The 16,503-nt window shown below is 70.1% G+C and carries 12 protein-coding genes; 5 read left to right on the top strand and 7 right to left on the bottom strand.

What is annotated here, in order from left to right; translation table 11 throughout:
- Positions 1-79: 79 nt before the first annotated feature.
- Genes HND91_RS02250 through HND91_RS02240 form a run of 3 tightly spaced genes read right to left on the bottom strand, consistent with a single transcriptional unit; the run spans position 80 to position 1,766 of the window.
- Positions 80-955 (bottom strand): SRPBCC family protein, encoded by an 876-nt coding sequence (locus tag HND91_RS02250; RefSeq protein ID WP_181704881.1) that lies wholly within the window; start codon positions 953-955, stop codon positions 80-82.
- The gene (locus tag HND91_RS02245) at positions 952-1,428 is read right to left on the bottom strand and encodes an SRPBCC family protein (RefSeq protein WP_181704880.1); all 477 of its coding nucleotides are present in this window, start codon (positions 1,426-1,428) and stop codon (positions 952-954) included. The genes HND91_RS02250 and HND91_RS02245 overlap by 4 nt, the downstream gene beginning before the upstream one ends.
- Complete coding sequence (locus tag HND91_RS02240) at positions 1,425-1,766, bottom strand: ArsR/SmtB family transcription factor (protein ID WP_181704879.1); 342 nt, start codon at positions 1,764-1,766, stop codon at positions 1,425-1,427. Before HND91_RS02240 ends, HND91_RS02245 begins: the two co-directional genes overlap by 4 nt.
- Before the next feature lie 323 nt (positions 1,767-2,089).
- Between HND91_RS02240 and HND91_RS02235 the strand changes: the two genes are divergently transcribed.
- Both HND91_RS02235 and HND91_RS02230 read left to right on the top strand, forming a co-directional pair.
- The gene (locus tag HND91_RS02235; RefSeq protein WP_343057039.1) at positions 2,090-3,808 is read left to right on the top strand and encodes an ethylbenzene dehydrogenase-related protein; all 1,719 of its coding nucleotides are present in this window, start codon (positions 2,090-2,092) and stop codon (positions 3,806-3,808) included.
- Between the two features lie 40 nt (positions 3,809-3,848).
- Positions 3,849-4,874: a 2Fe-2S iron-sulfur cluster-binding protein gene (locus HND91_RS02230; RefSeq protein ID WP_181704878.1), complete on the top strand. Its 1,026-nt coding sequence runs from the start codon at positions 3,849-3,851 to the stop codon at positions 4,872-4,874.
- A 10-nt stretch (positions 4,875-4,884) separates the two neighbouring features.
- Here the strand turns inward: HND91_RS02230 and HND91_RS02225 are convergent, their stop codons facing one another.
- The 4 genes from HND91_RS02225 to HND91_RS02210 all read right to left on the bottom strand — a co-directional run bounded on the left by HND91_RS02225 (position 4,885) and on the right by HND91_RS02210 (position 12,265).
- Positions 4,885-7,752, bottom strand: a complete 2,868-nt coding sequence (locus HND91_RS02225; protein ID WP_181704877.1) for an EAL domain-containing protein — start codon at positions 7,750-7,752, stop codon at positions 4,885-4,887.
- Between the two features lie 2 nt (positions 7,753-7,754).
- Positions 7,755-8,561, bottom strand: coding sequence for a substrate-binding domain-containing protein (locus tag HND91_RS02220; RefSeq protein ID WP_246329244.1), 807 nt, complete (start codon positions 8,559-8,561; stop codon positions 7,755-7,757).
- 283 nt (positions 8,562-8,844) lie between these two features.
- The gene (locus HND91_RS02215; RefSeq protein ID WP_343057038.1) at positions 8,845-11,469 is read right to left on the bottom strand and encodes a bifunctional diguanylate cyclase/phosphodiesterase; all 2,625 of its coding nucleotides are present in this window, start codon (positions 11,467-11,469) and stop codon (positions 8,845-8,847) included.
- 214 nt (positions 11,470-11,683) lie between these two features.
- Complete coding sequence (locus HND91_RS02210) at positions 11,684-12,265, bottom strand: TetR/AcrR family transcriptional regulator (RefSeq protein WP_181704874.1); 582 nt, start codon at positions 12,263-12,265, stop codon at positions 11,684-11,686.
- Positions 12,266-12,451: 186 nt separating this feature from the next.
- Between HND91_RS02210 and HND91_RS02205 the strand changes: the two genes are divergently transcribed.
- The 3 genes from HND91_RS02205 to HND91_RS02195 are packed head-to-tail and all read left to right on the top strand — an operon-like array spanning position 12,452 to position 16,276.
- Complete coding sequence (locus HND91_RS02205; protein WP_181704873.1) at positions 12,452-12,967, top strand: (2Fe-2S)-binding protein; 516 nt, start codon at positions 12,452-12,454, stop codon at positions 12,965-12,967.
- Positions 12,964-14,022 carry an FAD binding domain-containing protein gene (locus tag HND91_RS02200; RefSeq protein WP_181704872.1) on the top strand — a complete coding sequence of 353 codons (1,059 nt, stop codon included), beginning with the start codon at positions 12,964-12,966 and terminating at the stop codon, positions 14,020-14,022. Before HND91_RS02205 ends, HND91_RS02200 begins: the two co-directional genes overlap by 4 nt.
- Complete coding sequence (locus HND91_RS02195; protein ID WP_181704871.1) at positions 14,012-16,276, top strand: xanthine dehydrogenase family protein molybdopterin-binding subunit; 2,265 nt, start codon at positions 14,012-14,014, stop codon at positions 16,274-16,276. The genes HND91_RS02200 and HND91_RS02195 overlap by 11 nt, the downstream gene beginning before the upstream one ends.
- Positions 16,277-16,503 lie beyond the last annotated feature (227 nt).

Here is a 16,503-nt window from a genome sequence, read left to right as displayed (position 1 = left end):
ACGGCCGGCCGGCCGATGACCTTGGCGAATCCTGCCGCGGAATCCTTGATGACGACGGACAGGCGTTCGGGCTCGTCGCTCACGCCGCCCCGACGAAGCGGGCCAGCTTGCCGAGGGTCTGCAGGCCCAGCTCCTCCGCGCCGAAGCCCCGCGCGTCCTGGAACTCCGCGGCCGTGCTGAAGATCATGCCGAGCGTCACCAGGGTGGCCCCGTCCCGTTCCTCGAACGAGGCCCAGGCGTCCGCGTGTTTCGGCCCGTTCTCGCCCCAGAGCAGCGTGTAGGCGATCCTTTCCGTCGGCCGGACTTCTCCGTAGAGGTGGTGGTTCGGATAGACGGTGCCGTCCGGGCCGATCATGTCGAAGAGCCATTCGCCGCCCGTCCGGAGCTCGATCCGGCTGGTCCGGCAGGAGAACCCGTCCGGCCCCCACCAGCGCGGCAGCGTCTCGGCATTCATCCAGGCGTCCCACACGAGGGCGCGGGGCGCGCGGATCACCCGCCGGAGCACCATGGTCCGTCCGGCCACGGTCGCCAGGTTGTCCATCCCGGCGCCGAAGCCCTGCCGGTAGCCGGCCTCCATGTCCTCGGCGAGGGAGGACAGCTGCACGGTCACGACCGCTCGGCTCCCGCCGTCCGCGGCCGAGAACTCGGCGGTGACGAGCGCCGCCGACTGCGTGACGCCCTCGGACGAGACGACCTCGTAGTTCACGCTGCGCGCGTCGGGCTGCAGGTCGAGCCAGCCCACGTCGCAGCGGACGTCCGGTTGGCCCTCGACCTTGCAGAGCGAGACCTCGCGCCCGCCCACCCGGGTGTCGGCCTCCAGGAATTCCACCGCGACCGACGCCGCCGGCGAGGCCCACACCGCGCGTGCCGCGGGAGCCGTCCAGGCCTGCCACAGGGTGGACGTCGGCGCCGCCACCGTGCGCTCGAAGGTCAGGGTCGCGAAACGGCCGCTCATCGCGCCAGCCCCCTCGCGTAGGTCTCCAACTGGGTCGCCACCGTGCCCCAGCCCTCGAGGAAGCCCATGTCCTCGTGCGTCTTCCGGCTGTCGGGAGAGCGGTGGCGGGCGATCGCCGTATAGGTCGTGCCGCCTCCGGGCGCGTCGCCGAGCAGCAGGATCGCCGTCATGAACGGCTCGGGCGAGGGCTTCCACCCTTCCGTGTAGGCGTCGGTGAAGACCAGCTTCGTTTCCGGCACCACCTCCAGATAGACGCCCTTGTTGTCCATCACGGCGCCTTCCACCTCGAAGGTCGTGTTGAACCGCCCGCCGACCCTGAGGTCGATGTCCACCGCCGTCACCCGGTGAGGGGCGGGAATGAAGAAGTGCGGGATGTGCTCCGGCGTCGTCCAGCATTCCCAGATCAGCCGCCGCGGGGCGGCGAGCGTTCGGGTGAAGCTCAGGTCCGTGGTCGGATCGAGGTCCGGCATCATGTCTCACGCTCCTTCATCAAGGTCATCACGTAGTCGTCCAGCCGGTCGAGCCGGGCTTCCCAGAGGGCGCGCTGGTCGTCGAGCCATGTCCGCGGCGCGGTCAGGGCGTCCGGCACGAGGGCGCAGGTGCGCACCCGCCCGTCCTTCGACGTGGCGATCAGTCCCGCGTCCTCCAGCACCGACAGGTGCCGCATCACCGTCGGCAGGCGCAGTCCGGTCGGGCCGGCCAGTTCCTTCACCGGCGCGGGCCCCTTGGCGAGCCGGGTCAGGATCGACCGCCGGGTCGGGTCCGCCAGGGCCTGGAATATCTGCGAGAGATCCACATCATGCTTAGCCATGCGTCTAACTATCACCGGACCGACCCTGCTGGGAAGGAATAGTTTGCAGATCGGCTAACTTTTTTGACCGTTCCCCGGCACGCTGGGACGACGGTTCCTTCCGGCGCGCGGACGGAAGGACTATGCGGCCGCTCGCCAGGTGAAGGAACGGTGAGATCCGGCCACCGGTCTGCGCGCCGCGTCCATCGGTGAAAGGCCGGATGCGCCTAATCACAAGGCGCGGTCCGGTGTTAACCATGATGTAAGATTCATATATCCAAATACGCGAAAGACAGGCATTAACCTTTTCTCAACCACGATGCAGGCCAATCGGAGGTGGAGAGGTGGGCGAACTCAAACCTGTCCGGCATATGGTGGAGGGGCTCGCGCCGAAGGCGCTGCCGGCCCGAAGCGACGTGGGGACAATCGTCCTCCACTGGTTGATGACGGTGGCCGTGCTGGTCAGCCTGGCGACCGGGTTGCGCCTGTCGGCCGATGCGCCGGGGTCCTGGTTCGCCGCCGCGCTGAGCGCCATCCTCCCCCAGGGCGAGATCTGGACGCCGCACCTCATCTCGGCCATCGCGGCTCTCGGATGCGTGGTGGCCTATCCGATCTACCGCCACGCCGCGAACCTCCATCGGAGGACCTCGCTGCGCAAGGCGGTCGTCCTGACGCTTCCCACGGCGCCGAAGGTGCGCTGGGGCGCCGTCAACGCTCTCCTGCACTGGGTGCTGTTCGGGGCGATCCTCGTGCTCACGGTCACGGGCATACTGCTCTACGTCGGCCAGGGCGGGGTGGTGGTCCAGGTCCACTACGTGTCCGCCCTCGTGGTGATGGGCTACATCGTGGTCCATCTGGTCGGCCACTACATGTACGGCGGCGTCGGCCAGTGGCTCCGCCTGTTCCGGCCGCAGCCGCTGAGGATCAGGCCGGGGGCGATCGCCAAGCCCCTCGCCGTCGCGTCCGCGGCGGGCCTTGCCACCGCGGCGGCGGCCTATCTGCTGGACGAGAGCGTGGTGGACCGGCTCGTGATCCCCGCGGTCGCTGACGCCCCCGCGCTCGACGGCGACCTTTCGGACGCCGTCTGGCGAGAAGCCGCGCCGGTCACCGTGCACACGAACCAGGGGGTGAACCTTGGAGGCTCGGGGACGTCGACGGTCGAGATCCGGGCGGTCCGGGACGCCGAACGCGTCTACTTCGCCTTCCGGTGGGCCGATCCGAACCGGTCGATCAAGCGCCTGCCGCTGGTGAAGGCGGAGGACGGCTGGCGCCTGCTGCACGAAGGCGCCGACGTGGCCGACGAGGACGTCTACTACGAGGACAAGTTCGCGGTCACCTTCTCGCGGACGGCCGGCTACGGCGTCAACGGCTCGACGCACATGGGGCCGAAGCCACTCACCGACGGCCCCGGCGCCCTCAACCAGCGCGGGCTCCACTACACCACCGACGGCACCTACATGGACATGTGGCAGTGGAAGGCCTCCCGCGGCGGTCTGCTCGGCCAGATCGACGACATGTGGTTCGGCCCGCCGGTCGCTCCCAATCCGGCGCAGGCCGCCGGAACGGCACGCTACAGCGCGGGCTACGACGGGGATGCCGGATCCAAGTTCTACGTCTACAACTACGTGGACGAACCGCCCGGCGGCTACCGCGGCCCGGTGCAGGTGAAGCGGCTGCCGGCCGACTGGCGCGCCACGATGACCAAAATCGGGACGTTCAGCCTGGATCCGAACGAGAACGACTCTCCCGACGCGCAGTGGTGGATGCACGAGGCGGAGACCGTGCCCTACAGCCCGGAAGCCGACGCCGCCATCCCGGTCGGCACGGTCATCCCGGCGGTCCTCATCACCGGAACCTATTCGGGCAGCCGGGCGGATGTGACCGGCGCGGCGTCCTGGGCGGACGGCCACTGGACGCTCGAGGCGACGAGGAGCCTCGCGACGGAGGACGACCTGAAGGACCTCCCGATCGAAACCGGTCTCTATCTGTGGGTCGCGGTGTTCGACCGGACCCAGACTCGGCACACCCGGCACCTGCGCCCGGTCGTCCTCGACCTGCAGTGACGCCATCCTCCACACTCCATCCAGCCCGAGCGGGGACGACATGTCCGGTTCCACGTGTACGCTCACCTTGAACGGCAAGCCGGTCGTCGCGCGGCCGGGTGACACCCTGCTCGACGCCGCGCTGGCGCAGCGCGTCGTCCTTCCCCACGACTGCTGTTCGGGTCAGTGCGAAAGCTGCCGGGTTCGGGTGATCTCTGGAGAGGTCGACAGCCAGGGAACGCTGGAGCGCGGCACCGTGCTGGGCTGTCTCGCCACCGTCGAGGGCGACGCCGTCGTGGAGTTCGACGCCGTCCCCCTCGTCCGCTCCGTGCCGGCGGTCGTCGAGCGCATCCGGCCGATCGGGTTGGATCTCCTGGAGGTCCGGCTGCGGCCGGACCGGAAGCTAACCTGGCTGCCGGGCCAGTATGTCCGCCTGACCTTCAACGGCTTCCCGCCCCGCGACTACAGCCCGACCTTCCCGTTCGACCTGGACGTGGACGAGGAGGCCCTCGTCTTCCACATCCGGCGCTATCCGGGCGGCGCGGTGTCGGAGAACCTGGGCGGCGCCATCAAGGCCGGGCACAAGGTCAGGATCCGCGGCCCGTTCGGCAACGCCTTCCTTCGCCGCCAGCCGGAAAACCTGGTCCTCGCGTCGACCGGAACCGGGTTCGCGCCGGTCTGGGCCATCGCGGTCGCCGCCCTCAAGGGCCAGCCGGGCCGAAGGGTGTGCGTGATCGCAGGCGCCCGGACCTCGTCCCAGCTCTACATGGGCGAGGCGGCGGCATGGCTGCGGGCGAACGGAGCCCTCGTCGTGCTGACGGCCGGCGATGGCGACGGGCGTCTCGTGCGGCGGGAGCGACCCGCCGCCCTCCTGTCGTTCGTCCGCTCCAACGACGTGGTCTATGCGGCCGGCTCGCCCAGCCATGTGGATCTGGCGCGGTCGATCGCCCTGGCGCAGGACGCCATGTTCTACGCCGATCCATTCTATGCCGCGGAGAAGACGCTGTCGCTGACGAGGCGGCTGCTCGCGCCGATCCGTCGGGCCACCCACGCGGCGACGAAGGATCTCCTCTTCCTGAAGCCCTGACGGGCGGCCCTCACCGGGGCCCGTTCGAGGCCGCGGCCGGCGGATGGAGGCGCTCGTAGGCCTTCCGGGCGGGCTCCGGCCGGCCGATCCAGTATCCCTGGCCCTCGGTCGTGCCGCTGTACTTCAGCATGTCGTAGAGGTCCTGGGTCTCGACCCCTTCGGCCGTCGTCGCGATGCCGAGTTCCCGGGCGAGGCTGATGACGGCCGCCACGATGGACTTCGCCTCGTCGCTCGTCGGGATGGCGCGGACGAAGGACTGGTCGATCTTGATCTTGTCGAACGGGAAGCTGCGCAGGCAGCTGAGCGAGCTGTACCCGGTCCCGAAGTCGTCGAGCGAGATCTTCACGCCCATGGTCTTCAGGGCGGAAAGGGTGTCCCGGGTGACGGCGTCGTCCCCCAGGAGCACGCTCTCGGTCACCTCCAGCTCCAGGCGATAGGGCGGCAGGCCGCTCTCCCGGATCGCGGAGCGGACCACCTCCTGGAAGTCGGGGCGCTGAAGCTGGCGCGCCGAGATGTTGACCGCGACCCGGACGGGATCCGGCCAGAGGCTCGCCTCGCGGGTGGCTTCCCTCAGGATCCACTCGCCGAGGGGGACGATCAGCCCGGTCTCCTCCGCGAGCGGAATGAATTCCATCGGCGACACCATGCCGAGACGCCGGCTCCGCCAGCGCATCAGGGCCTCGAAGCCGACCACCTCGCCGGTCGCGAAGCTGACCTGCGGCTGGTAGTGGGCCTCCATCTCCCCGCCCGCGATGGCGCCGCGCAGGTCGGTGATCATGTCGTGGCGGGCCCGGACGGCGACCTCCATCTCCGTCTCGAAGAACCGGTAGGTGTTGCGGCCCTCGAACTTCGCCTTGTAGAGCGCCAGATCGGCCTGCTTCAGAAGAGAGTCCGGGTCGCGGGCGTTGGTCGGCGCGATCGAGACGCCGATGGAGACGCTGACCGGGGTATCGTGGTCGTCGATCGTGAACGAGCCCGAGATCGCCCGGATGATCTCCTCGCAGCGGATCGCCAGACCTTCGGCCGAGGACACCGGCGAGGTCACGATCGCGAACTCGTCGCCGCCGAGTCGGGTGACGAGCTCCGTCTCGTCGATGCACGCGCGCAGCCGCTGCGCCACCTCGCAGAGGAGACGGTCGCCGGCGGGATGGCCGAGCGTGTCGTTGATGGTCTTGAACTCGTCGAGATCGAGGCAGAGGACGCCGAAGGCGCCGCCGGACGTCTGGAGCGTCGCGAGCTGCGCGCCGAGGTGCTCGCGCAGCGCCACCCGGTTCGGCAGCCCGGTGAGCGCGTCGTGCCGGGCCTGGTGAACCAGGCGCTCCCGGGCGCGCTGGCGCTCGGTCACGTCCTCGTAGATGGCCACCCAGCCGCCGCCGACGAGCGGCTGGCGGGTCGTCAGGATCGTGCGCCCGTCGTTGAGCTGGATGTGGGCGACCGTGCGCTGGGACTCGCCGCCGTGCACGGGCACGACCGCGTCGTAGGCCGCCTCGACCGTCTCGGTCGCGATGTTCTCCAGCGCCTTCAACTCCTCCCAGCCGAGCCCCGGCGCGGCGTCGCCGCGCGACATGCCGAAGATCTCCTCGTACCGCCGGTTGGAGACGATCAGCCTCTGGTCCTTGTCGAACATGCAGAGGCCGTGGGACATGTTGTTGAGAGCCGCGTCGAACAGACGGTTCTGGGTGCGCAGCTGGGCCTCGCGCGTCAGCAGGATCGCGTTCTTCTCCAGGATGTCGGCCCTCAGGAGATCCCGCTCCTTCACGCTGTCGTTCAGCGTCGCCACGGCCCGGGCGATCGATCCCACCTCGTCGAGACGCTGCTGGCCCTCGATCGGCGCGTCGTAGATCCCGTCCGCGATCTGGCCAACCGCCTGAGCCAGGCGCCGCATGGGCCGGGTGATCGGCCGGGCGGCCAGCCAGAGCACGCCCATGAGGCAGACCGACGAGCCGACGCCGACGAGGACGAGCCACCGGACGAGGTCGATCGTCTCCGCCCGTCCGATCTTGGTGACCTGGTCCTGAGCCCGATAGAGTTCGACGATGGGTTTCAGCGTGCAGATCGTCAGCTTGGCCATCGCCACGCCGCAGTGGGAGACGAAATGGCGGCTCGGGTCCATGAAGCCTTGGGGCGGGGCGGTGAGGTCGGCGAAGTCCAGGCCCGCGGACGAGACCAGGCGGTCCCCCGAGAAGACCGCTATCCCGACCTTGGTGATGGTGGCGAACTCCTCCAGCGTCGCCTCGCGCGGGCGGATCGAGCGCCGGGCGAGCACGGCGCCCGCCACCTCGCCGAACTCGTCCCACATCGGCTGCAGCACCACCAGCTGGGCGAAGGCGTTCGCCGTCCAGCCGTCCACGGTGGGCAGTTCCGCGGACGTGAGGAGCATCACCAGCGGCCGGGTGCGGTCCGTCTCGGCGTCCCGCATGGCGGTCCGGAAGGCCGCGACGGCGGTGCTGCCGCCGATCGCGCGCCCGATGGCGACCAGATCATACGTGTCCGACGAGCCGCCGATCACGTTGAGGTCGCGATCGAGAACGATCAGGGTGTCGACGTCCGCGTTCCGGGCGGCCGGACCGAGGAGTTCGGAGATGGCGACGTTGTTGCGCGAGGCGATCACGTCGGCGACATCCGCCCGGTAGGTGATCGCCTCGGTCCGCCGCGCGACGTCCTCGGAGAGGAAGCGAAGCCGCGCGGCCGCCAGGTCCATGTCGGCCTTGAGAAGGTCCGACATGTTGTCGGTGGCCAACTGTTCGAGCGACTCCACCTGGATCTTCAGGCTGGCGTCGAGCCGCGTGTAGACCGTGCTGATGAACAGGGTGAAGCCCGCCGTCACTGCGATCAGCGCCGAGACAATGAATCGTATGGACAGCGAGCGGACCTGCACGACTAGTCACTCCGAGGCGGCGGAACGGCTCCATAGGCGCTCAGAAGGTCTCGGGCCTTGTCCGAGCGGGCGAATTCCAGAAAGGCGGTGACCTCGGGCGTCACGTTGTCCTTCTTGTAGACGAGGGACAGTTCGACCGCGCTCGGGTAGCCTGGATCGATCGGGCGCCGCCCGTCGATCTTCAGCACCACCGTGTCCGCCAGGAGGGACGTGGAATAGGGCGCGAAGCCGATGGCGCCCTCCACGGTGCGGACCGTGTCCACCGCGTCCTGGGTGGTGACGGCCACCTTGGACCGCTCCGTGAAGACGAGATCCTTCCAGCCCGGCATGCCGGCCCGCAGGCCCTGCAGGGTGGAGTCCGCATCCTCGCGGCGGACGACCTTGATCTTCAGCGGCTTGCCGCCAACGTCCGCCCAGTCGGTGATACGGCCGGCGTAGATGTCGCCGACCTGGGCGGAGGTGAGGGACGTCACGCCGACGTCCGGATGGACGATGAAGGCGGATCGCAGGCTCGCGAGCGGCACGGCCACGAGGCCGGCGTCCATTTCCGTGGGCTTCAGCGGCCTCGCCACGCGCGCCAGCGCGTTCGTTTCGGCCGCGACGGCCGCGATGCCGCCGCCGGAGCCGATGCTGGCCGGGAAGACGACCTCCTTGCCCTCGCTGGTCAGGTAGAGAGCGCCCACGGCCCTCATCATGTCGAGCCCATCGCCGGTTCCGACGATCGTCAGCGCGTTCGCGGCGGCGTTCGACGCCGGCGACAGGGACAAGCCGAAAGCCAGTAGGGCTCCGATGATTTTTGTCCGTCTCATGCTCGAGCTCCACATATTTGTTCAAGCTCAACTAGTGATCGATCGCGGACCTGAAGATTTGGTTACGGGCGGCGTCGCGAATCTGCGTTACCGAGGCTAACGGAGGCAGTACTTGGCCATACGCAACCCTCATATCGTGATAAATACCAGGACAATACTCCGATGCGCGCCAGTGTCCACGGTAACCGCGTGCACGCCTCCGGTCGTGCGGTCGAAATCGCGAACCAGATCTGCCGCGCGCGACGGTCGCGGCGCGGGCGGCCATCCGTGCCGGCGACGCGGGTCAGATCACCCCGGCCGTGACTGCCGCCCGGCGCTCGGGTGCCGGAGGGACGGACCCGGCGGCGGCCAGCAGCCTTTCCATGCCGAGGGGATCCATGGGCCTCGAGAAGTGGAAACCCTGCAGCGTCTCGCACCCGATCTGCGCGAGCACGTCCGCCTGGGCCGCAGTCTCGACGCCCTCGGCGACGATGCCGACGGCCATGGCCTGCCCGATTTCGACCAGGGAGCGGACGAGCTGACGCTGGGCCGGATTGGAGACCACATCGGCGGTCAGCTGACGGTCGATCTTGAAGCGGTCCGGACGAAGCTTGACCAGGCTCAGGATCGACGCGTGGCCCGTGCCGAAATCGTCGATCTCCAGGGCGATGCCGAGTTCGCGGATGCCGTCGATGTTCCACGAGACGAGTTCGTTCTGCTCGTCGAGGTAGATCGATTCCAGAAGTTCGAAGGACAGGCTTCCGGGCTCGATGTCCAGCGCCTTCAGGTCGCAGACCAGCGTCTGCTCGTGAAGCCGCTTCAGCGAGACGTTGACGGCGATCCGCGGGACGTCGAGCCCCTTGCTGCGCCAGCGCCGCCTGTCGGCGAGCACCTGGACCAGGATGATCCGGTCGATGGCGGACACCATGTTGATGTCCTCGGCGATCTTCAGGAACCGGTCGGGCGCGAGCAGGCCTTCGGTCGGATGCCGCCACCGCGCCAAGGCTTCCACGCCGACCATGCAGCGGGTACGGGCATCGTACTGGGGCTGGTAGAACGGCACGAACTGGCCCTGCTCCAGGCCGGTGAGGATCTCGTCGGCGATGCGTTTCGTCGTGATGATCTCGCCGTGGATCGTTTCCGTGTAGAATTCGTAGCGTCCCCGGCCGCGGTTCTTGGCCCGGTAGAGGGCGATGTCGGCGTCCACGAGGAGGCGCCTGGAAGAGCGGCCGTCCGCCGACACCGCGATTCCGACGCTGATGCCGAGGCGGCAGTGGTGCCCTTCGTGGAGGACCGGCCGCTTCATGGCCGTCACGAGCGCGTCCGCGAGGCGGGCCGCCACGACCTCCACGTCGCGTTCCACCAGCACGGCGACGAACTCGTCGCCGCCGATCCGGGCGACGAAATCCGCCTGGCGGAACACGTCGCGCATGACGGAGGCCGCATGGAGCAGAACGGCGTCGCCGGCCGCATGGCCGAGGGTGTCGTTGATCTGCTTGAACCGGTCGAGATCCAGGTGCAGGACGGCCACCGGCGTGCCGCCCACCTGTTCCAGTTCGCCCAGGTACTGGGTGAGATAGCGCCGGTTCGGAAGGCCCGTCAGGGCGTCGTGCAGCGACGCGTGCTCGATGGTCCGGTTGGCCTCCTCCAGGTCCCGGCTCCGGGCTTCGGCCAGACACCGCGCGGTCTGAAGATCCCTGGTCAGGGCCACGTCGGCGGTCACGTCCCAGTTGACGCCGATGATCTTGTCCCGCCCGTCCAGCTGGCGCACCGCGCCGACGGTGCGGATCGTCCTCACCACGTCGCCGGGCAGCAGTACCCTAAATTCGGAGAAGTAGCGCTGCCTCGTCCGGATCGCGTTGTCGAAGTCCGCCAGCGCCGCCGACATGTCGTCCGGATGAAGCCGCTCGGACCATGTGCTCTCCGAGATCGGCTCTCCGGTCCGCGGCACGTCGTAGAGTTCGTGCATCCGGTCGTCCCAGACGAGATCCTTGGTGGCGATGTCCATCTCCCACACGCCCACCTTGGAGGCGTCGAGGGCGAGCTCCAGCCGGTTGGAGAGCTTCTCCAGCTCGGCCCGCCGCTGGGCGATCTCGCTCACATATTCACGCCGCTCCGAGTAGAGCCGGCCGATCACCAGGACCGGGACGGCGACGAACAGGCCCGCGAACACCACCAGACCGACCAGCGTGACGGTGTTGGGGGGCTGCAGCCGCCAGCCGTCGGTCGGCACGGCCGCGATCATCCAGGTGCCTGACGGGAGCTGCACGTCGGCGAGGACCGGATCGTTGGCCCAGATCTCGGCGCTGCCATAGAAGATCTCGCCGCCGGCCCCCGTGCCGTCGCGCCCCGCGACCGCGATGTCGAGGCCGAGCTCCGGGTCCGAAACGCCGCTCGACCGCAACAGGAGCTCGACGTCGATGACGGCGGAGACGATGCCCCAGAAGGCGCGGCTGCCGTCCGGGCCGCGCGTGAACACGGGAAAGCGGCCGATCAGCCCTTCGCCGCCCTGAACGAGCCGGAGCGGCCCGGAGAGCACGAGCTGGCCGGTGTCCCGCGCCCTGAGGGCACCCTCGCGCTGGCTGGGGTTGGCCGCGTAGTCGAGACCGAGCGCCCGCTCGTTTCCGGCCAGCGGATAGACCATCCGCACCACGAGGCCGGGCGCCGCCGCGACGTGCCTGACCGCGGTCCGGCTCTCCATCAGAACGGCGACCAGCCGGGCGAACTGGTCCTGGTCCAGGTCGGGGCGCGTGGAGAGCGTCGCCACCAGGCCGCGGATCAACTGGAGATCGCCGCCGAGATTGCCCTCCAGCCGAGCCCGGACCAGCGACAGCCTGCTCGCGACGTCCGACCGGATCTCGTGCTGGTAGATCGTCCGGTTCTGCCATTCCGCCAGCAGCCCCAGGCAGCTGATCACCAGAAGCGCCACGACGGCCGGAATATCCGTTGCACGAAACCAGGAGACGCGCGCCGACTTCGATGTGGAGTCTTCCCGATGCTTAGCGGTCATCCAAGGCGGCCTTACCGGTCCAGCGACATGCCATCGCCGATCCTGGACCGGCCGGCTTGCGATTTGGTTATCAGGCCGGTTTCCCCATTGATTTTTTTCATCTGGTGAGTGCGGCAGCCATGCTTGGCGGCGGTCAGCGCGCCCTCATGCCGTCCACGAGGACGTCGATCAGCCGGAGCGCCGCGGGCTGCCAGTCGCCTGCCGTCTGGGCGTAGAGGATGCCGGCCAGCGCGCGCAGGAGATCCTCCGCCGGAATGTCGCCCCGGATGACGCCGGCCGCGACCCCGCGCTCCACGAGCTGCCGCGCGGCCGTGAGAAGCCGTTCGGAGGAATAGGCCTTCAGCTCGGACGAGCCGTAGGCGGCGAGCTGGAGCGTTTCGACCATGCCGCGCTTGGTGGCGACGAGCCGGACGTTGGCCTGCATCCACCGGCGGAGGGCGTCGACCGGGTCCGATCCGGCGGCGAGATCCTCCGCGAGGGCGGCCAGCTGATCGACCTCGTGACGGTAGGCGGCTTCGAATAGGGCCTCGCGCGTCGGAAAGTGGCGGTAGAGGGTGCCGATCCCGACGCCTGCCTTGCGGGCCACCGCCTCCAGGCTCGCCTGGCCGTCGCCGACGCCGAAGACGTCCGCGGCGGCGGCCAGGAGCCGCTCCCGGTTTCGGATCGAGTCCGCCCGGGTCTTCCGTCTCGCCTTTGAACTCTCCGTGATCGCCATCAGAAAAGAAGCGCCTGCCGCTTGCTAAACGGAGGGTGCCTCCGTATAACCCATTCCGGGTGGTTCGTCCTGAAACGCACCGACCGTGGCGAAAGTCCCGCGCACAGCGGCCAGCGCCCACCCGCACGTTCCGCCGCCGGACGGCGGGTCCGATCCATACAGCACCGATCCTGAAGGGAGTAGCGCTTGTCACTCTCCGTCAGTCTAACCGTCAACGGCCGATTGCGCACGATCATCCTCGACGATCCGCGCGTGACGCTGCTCGACCTTCTGCGCGAGCGGCTGGCCCTCACCGGCGCCAAGAAGGGCTGCGACCGCGGCCAGTGCGGCGCCTGTACGGTTCTCGTCGACGGCCGGCGCGTCAACGCCTGTCTGGCGCTCGCCGTCAGCCTCGACGGCAGCGAGATCACCACCATCGAAGGACTCGCCGACGGCGACGACCTGCATCCCGTGCAGGCCGCCTTCATCGCCTGCGACGGCATGCAGTGCGGATACTGCACCCCCGGCCAGATCATGAGCGCCGTCGGCCTCATCGCCGAGGGCCGCGCCGGCAACGATCCGGAGCGGGTGCGGGAGCTGATGAGCGGCAACATCTGCCGCTGCGCCGCCTACCAGGGCATCACCGAGGCGGTGATCGAGGCCGGGCGCGCCCTCGCCGAACGGACAGCCCCCTCCGAACGGACCGAAAGGAGCCTGGCATGAACCGCTTCGACTACCTTCGGCCGACGAGCGTGGCCGACGCGGTCGCGCTCGCGGCCGAGCCCGGCTCGGCCTATCTGGCCGCCGGGACCAATCTGGTCGATCTCATGAAGATCGGCGTCTCCCGCCCGGCGCGGCTGATCGACATCGGCCGGCTGCCCGGCCTCGACCGGATCGACTGGCTGCCGGACGGCGGCGTGCGGATCGGGGCCCTGGTCCGCAATTCCGATCTCGCCTACGACGCACGCTTCGCCGCGACCTTCCCGGCGGTGGCCGAAGCGCTCCTGTCCGGCGCGTCGGCGCAGCTGCGCAACGCCGCCACGGTGGGGGGCAATCTGCTCCAGCGCACCCGGTGCGCCTACTTCCAGGACACCGCGAGCGCCTGCAACCGGCGGCACCCCGGCTCGGGCTGCGATGCTCTCCAGGGCGAAAACCGCCTGCACGCCGTTTTCGGCTGGAGCGAGCGGTGCATCGCCACCCACCCGTCCGACTTCTGCGTGCCACTGGCGGCGCTCGACGCCGTCGTGGAGGTGGAAGGGCGAGCGGGCCGGCGCGAGATCCCGCTGGACATCTTCCATCGGCTGCCGGGCGACGCGCCGGAGCGGGAGACCGAACTCGACGGCGCAGACCTCATCGTGGCGCTGAGGATTCCGGGCGCCTCCGCCGCGTTCAGCCGCAACGCCCGCTACCTGAAGCTCCGGGAGCGCACTTCCTACGCCTTCGCGCTGGTGTCCGCCGCGGCGGCGCTCGACCTCGACGGCGGCACGATCCGGGGCGCGCGCATCACCCTTGGCGGCGTCGCGGCCCGGCCCTGGCGCGCCCGGGCCGCGGAGGACGCGCTCGCCGGACGGCCCGCCGACGAGCGGAGCTTCGCCGAAGCGGCCGGGATCGCGCTCGCCGACGCTCGACCCTCCGGCGACAACGCCTTCAAGATCGAGCTGGCGCGCCGCCTCGTGGCGCGGGCGCTGGCGCTCGCCCTGGCCGGAACGCCGGCCGTCATGCCGGCGCTGCCGGCTTCCCCCTTCGCCGCTGCCGCAGGAGCGGACCATGCCGCATGACGTCCTGTCCCAGATGCCGAGGCCGACGCGCTTCGGCTCCAACGACGGCCAGCCCCCGACCCGCCGCGACGGCGAGCTGAAGGTCACCGGCCGCGCCGTCTACGCCGCCGACAACCATCCGGACCGCATGCTCTACGCGGTGATCGCCGCCAGCCGCATCGCGCGGGGCCGGGTCGTCGCCCTCGACGTGGCGGCCGCCAAGGCCCACCCGGGCGTCGTGGAGGTGCTGACGCCGGACAACCGGCCGGCGCTCGCCCACGACCCGAACGAAAAGATCCCGCCGTTCGGCTTCCGCATCGAGGTGCTGCAGGACGACACGGTGCGCTATCCCGGCCAGCCGATCGCCCTGGTCGTCGCCGAGACGCTGGAGGCCGCCACGGAAGGCGCGGCATTGCTCGACCCGCGCTACGAGACCCTGCCGGCCCGCACCAGCCGTGACGACGGCGAGCGCTTCGCCCCGCAGGCGGTGGGCGTCGGCAGTCCGCCGCGCACGTCCTACGGCGACGTGGAGGCGGGCCTCGCCGAGGCCGCGCGGGTGGTGGAGGCCGACTACGTGACGCCCGCCCAATACCACAACGCCATGGAGCCGCACGCGGTGGTGGCCGAGTGGGACGGCGACCGCCTGACGCTCGACATGCCGAACCAGGCGCTCGCCCTCAGCGCGGCGTCCTACGCCGCCTATTTCGGCGTGCCGCCCGGCAACGTGACGATCCGGTCGCCGTTTCTCGGCGGCGGGTTCGGCTCCAAGGCGATCCTGAACGGCCCGCAGGTGCTGGCCATCATGGCCGCCCGCATGCTGGACCGCCCGGTCAAGCTGGTGCTGACGCGGGCGCAGATGTACGGCCCGGTCGGTCACCGCGGCCAGACGTGGCAGTCGCTGCGGCTCGGCATGGACGGGGACGGACGGCTCACCGCCCTCCACCACCGGTCCTTGAGCGCCACGTCGACCTTCGACGACTTCCTGGAGCCGGCCGCGAACGCCTCGCTGCCCCTCTACGCCAGCCCGGCCATCCTGGCCGAGCACGAGGGCCTGCGCCTCGACACCGGCACGCCCGGGCCGATGCGGGCGCCCGGCGAGGCGTCGGGCTCCGCCGCCCTGGAGGTCGCCATCGACGAGGCCGCGGAAGCCTGCGGCATGGACCCGCTCGCCTTCCGGCTCCTCAACTACGCGGAAACCGAGCCGGGCAACGGCAAGCCCTTCTCCTCCAAGGCCCTGCGCGCCTGCTACGAGGACGGCGCGCGCCGGTTCGGCTGGGCCGACCGGCCGCTGGAGCCCCGCCGGATGCGCGACGAGACCGGCTTCCTGGTCGGCTGGGGCATGGGGACGGCGGTCTTCCCGTGTCCCCACTTCCCGGCGGAGGCCCGCGCGACCTTGAGGGCCGACGGCACGGCGCTCGTCGAGACGGCGGGGGCCGACATGGGGCAGGGGGCCTGGACGGCGCTCGCCCAGATCGCGGCCGAGTCGCTCGGCCTCGACCTCGATCAGGTGGAGTTCCATTCCGGCCTGTCCACCCTGCCGAACGGCGGCGTCGCCGGCGGCTCGGCCCACACCGCCAGCGCCGGCTCGGCGATCGACGGCGCGGGGCGGAACGCCATCGCCCGATTGGCGGAGATCGCCACGGCGGATCCGGCCTCGCCGCTGTTCGGCGCCGGCAACATCGGCGTGGAGGCCCGCGGCGGCCGCCTGGTCCGGCGAGACGACGAGAGCCGAAGCGAGCGCTACGCGGACATCCTCGCCCGCGCCGGCCAGTCCGCGGTGGTGGGCTTCGCCAAGGCGGAGCGCGACCCGTCGACCGCGTCCGGCTACGCGATGTATTCGCACGGCGCCGTGTTCGCCGAGGTCAAGATCGACCCCAGCCTAGGCCAGATGCGGGTGACCCGGCTCGTCGGCGCGTTCGCGGCCGGGCGGATCATCAACCCGCGGCTGGCCCGCAGCCAGTATCTCGGCGGCATGATCTGGGGCGTTTCCTTCGCGCTGCACGAGGAGGCGGTCACCGACGCGCGGACGGGCCGGATCATGAACGCGGACCTCGCCGAATACCGCGTTCCCGTCAACGCCGACGTGCCGGCCGTGGACGCGATCCTGGTTCCGGAGGAGGACCCGGTCGTCAACGTCCTCGGCGTCAAGGGCGTCGGCGAGATCGGCATCACCGGCACGGCCGGCGCGATCGCCAACGCGGTGTGGCACGCGACGGGCGTGCGGCCGCGGCGCTTCCCGATCCGCATCGAGGACCTTATCGGCCACCTGCGCTGACCGCCGGCCGCGGGGCGCCCGTCGTCCCGCGCCGCTCCGGCGCCGGGCCCCGCCCGACCGCCATGCCCGTCCCGGAGCGGGGCGGGCGCCTGCGACATTCCGTACCCGTGCCTCCCAATCGGGCAAAGCCCCTCCGGATGCGCCGAGCCCGGTCGCAATTCCGGCGTTCCGCGGTCCGGCGGCTGCACACGCCCTGGCGTCCGCTGCCCATCAGATGCGCGCCCGGC

This window comes from Chthonobacter rhizosphaerae, assembly GCF_013839525.1.
Taxonomy (GTDB): Bacteria; Pseudomonadota; Alphaproteobacteria; order Rhizobiales; family Pleomorphomonadaceae; genus Chthonobacter; species Chthonobacter rhizosphaerae.
Note: the sequence above shows the minus strand (reverse complement) of the source record. Positions and strands in the feature narration are given on the sequence as shown.

Bases quoted from the DNA above. Each gene is read 5' to 3' on its own strand.
- HND91_RS02230 (WP_181704878.1), top strand. From the start codon at position 3,849: ATGTCCGGTTCCACGTGTACGCTCACCTTGAACGGCAAGCCGGTCGTC.
- HND91_RS02240 (WP_181704879.1), bottom strand. From the start codon at position 1,766: ATGGCTAAGCATGATGTGGATCTCTCGCAGATATTCCAGGCCCTGGCG.
- HND91_RS02245 (WP_181704880.1), bottom strand. From the start codon at position 1,428: ATGATGCCGGACCTCGATCCGACCACGGACCTGAGCTTCACCCGAACG.
- HND91_RS02210 (WP_181704874.1), bottom strand. From the start codon at position 12,265: ATGGCGATCACGGAGAGTTCAAAGGCGAGACGGAAGACCCGGGCGGAC.
- HND91_RS02200 (WP_181704872.1), top strand. From the start codon at position 12,964: ATGAACCGCTTCGACTACCTTCGGCCGACGAGCGTGGCCGACGCGGTC.
- HND91_RS02195 (WP_181704871.1), top strand. From the start codon at position 14,012: ATGCCGCATGACGTCCTGTCCCAGATGCCGAGGCCGACGCGCTTCGGC.
- HND91_RS02220 (WP_246329244.1), bottom strand. From the start codon at position 8,561: ATGAGACGGACAAAAATCATCGGAGCCCTACTGGCTTTCGGCTTGTCC.
- HND91_RS02250 (WP_181704881.1), bottom strand. From the start codon at position 955: ATGAGCGGCCGTTTCGCGACCCTGACCTTCGAGCGCACGGTGGCGGCG.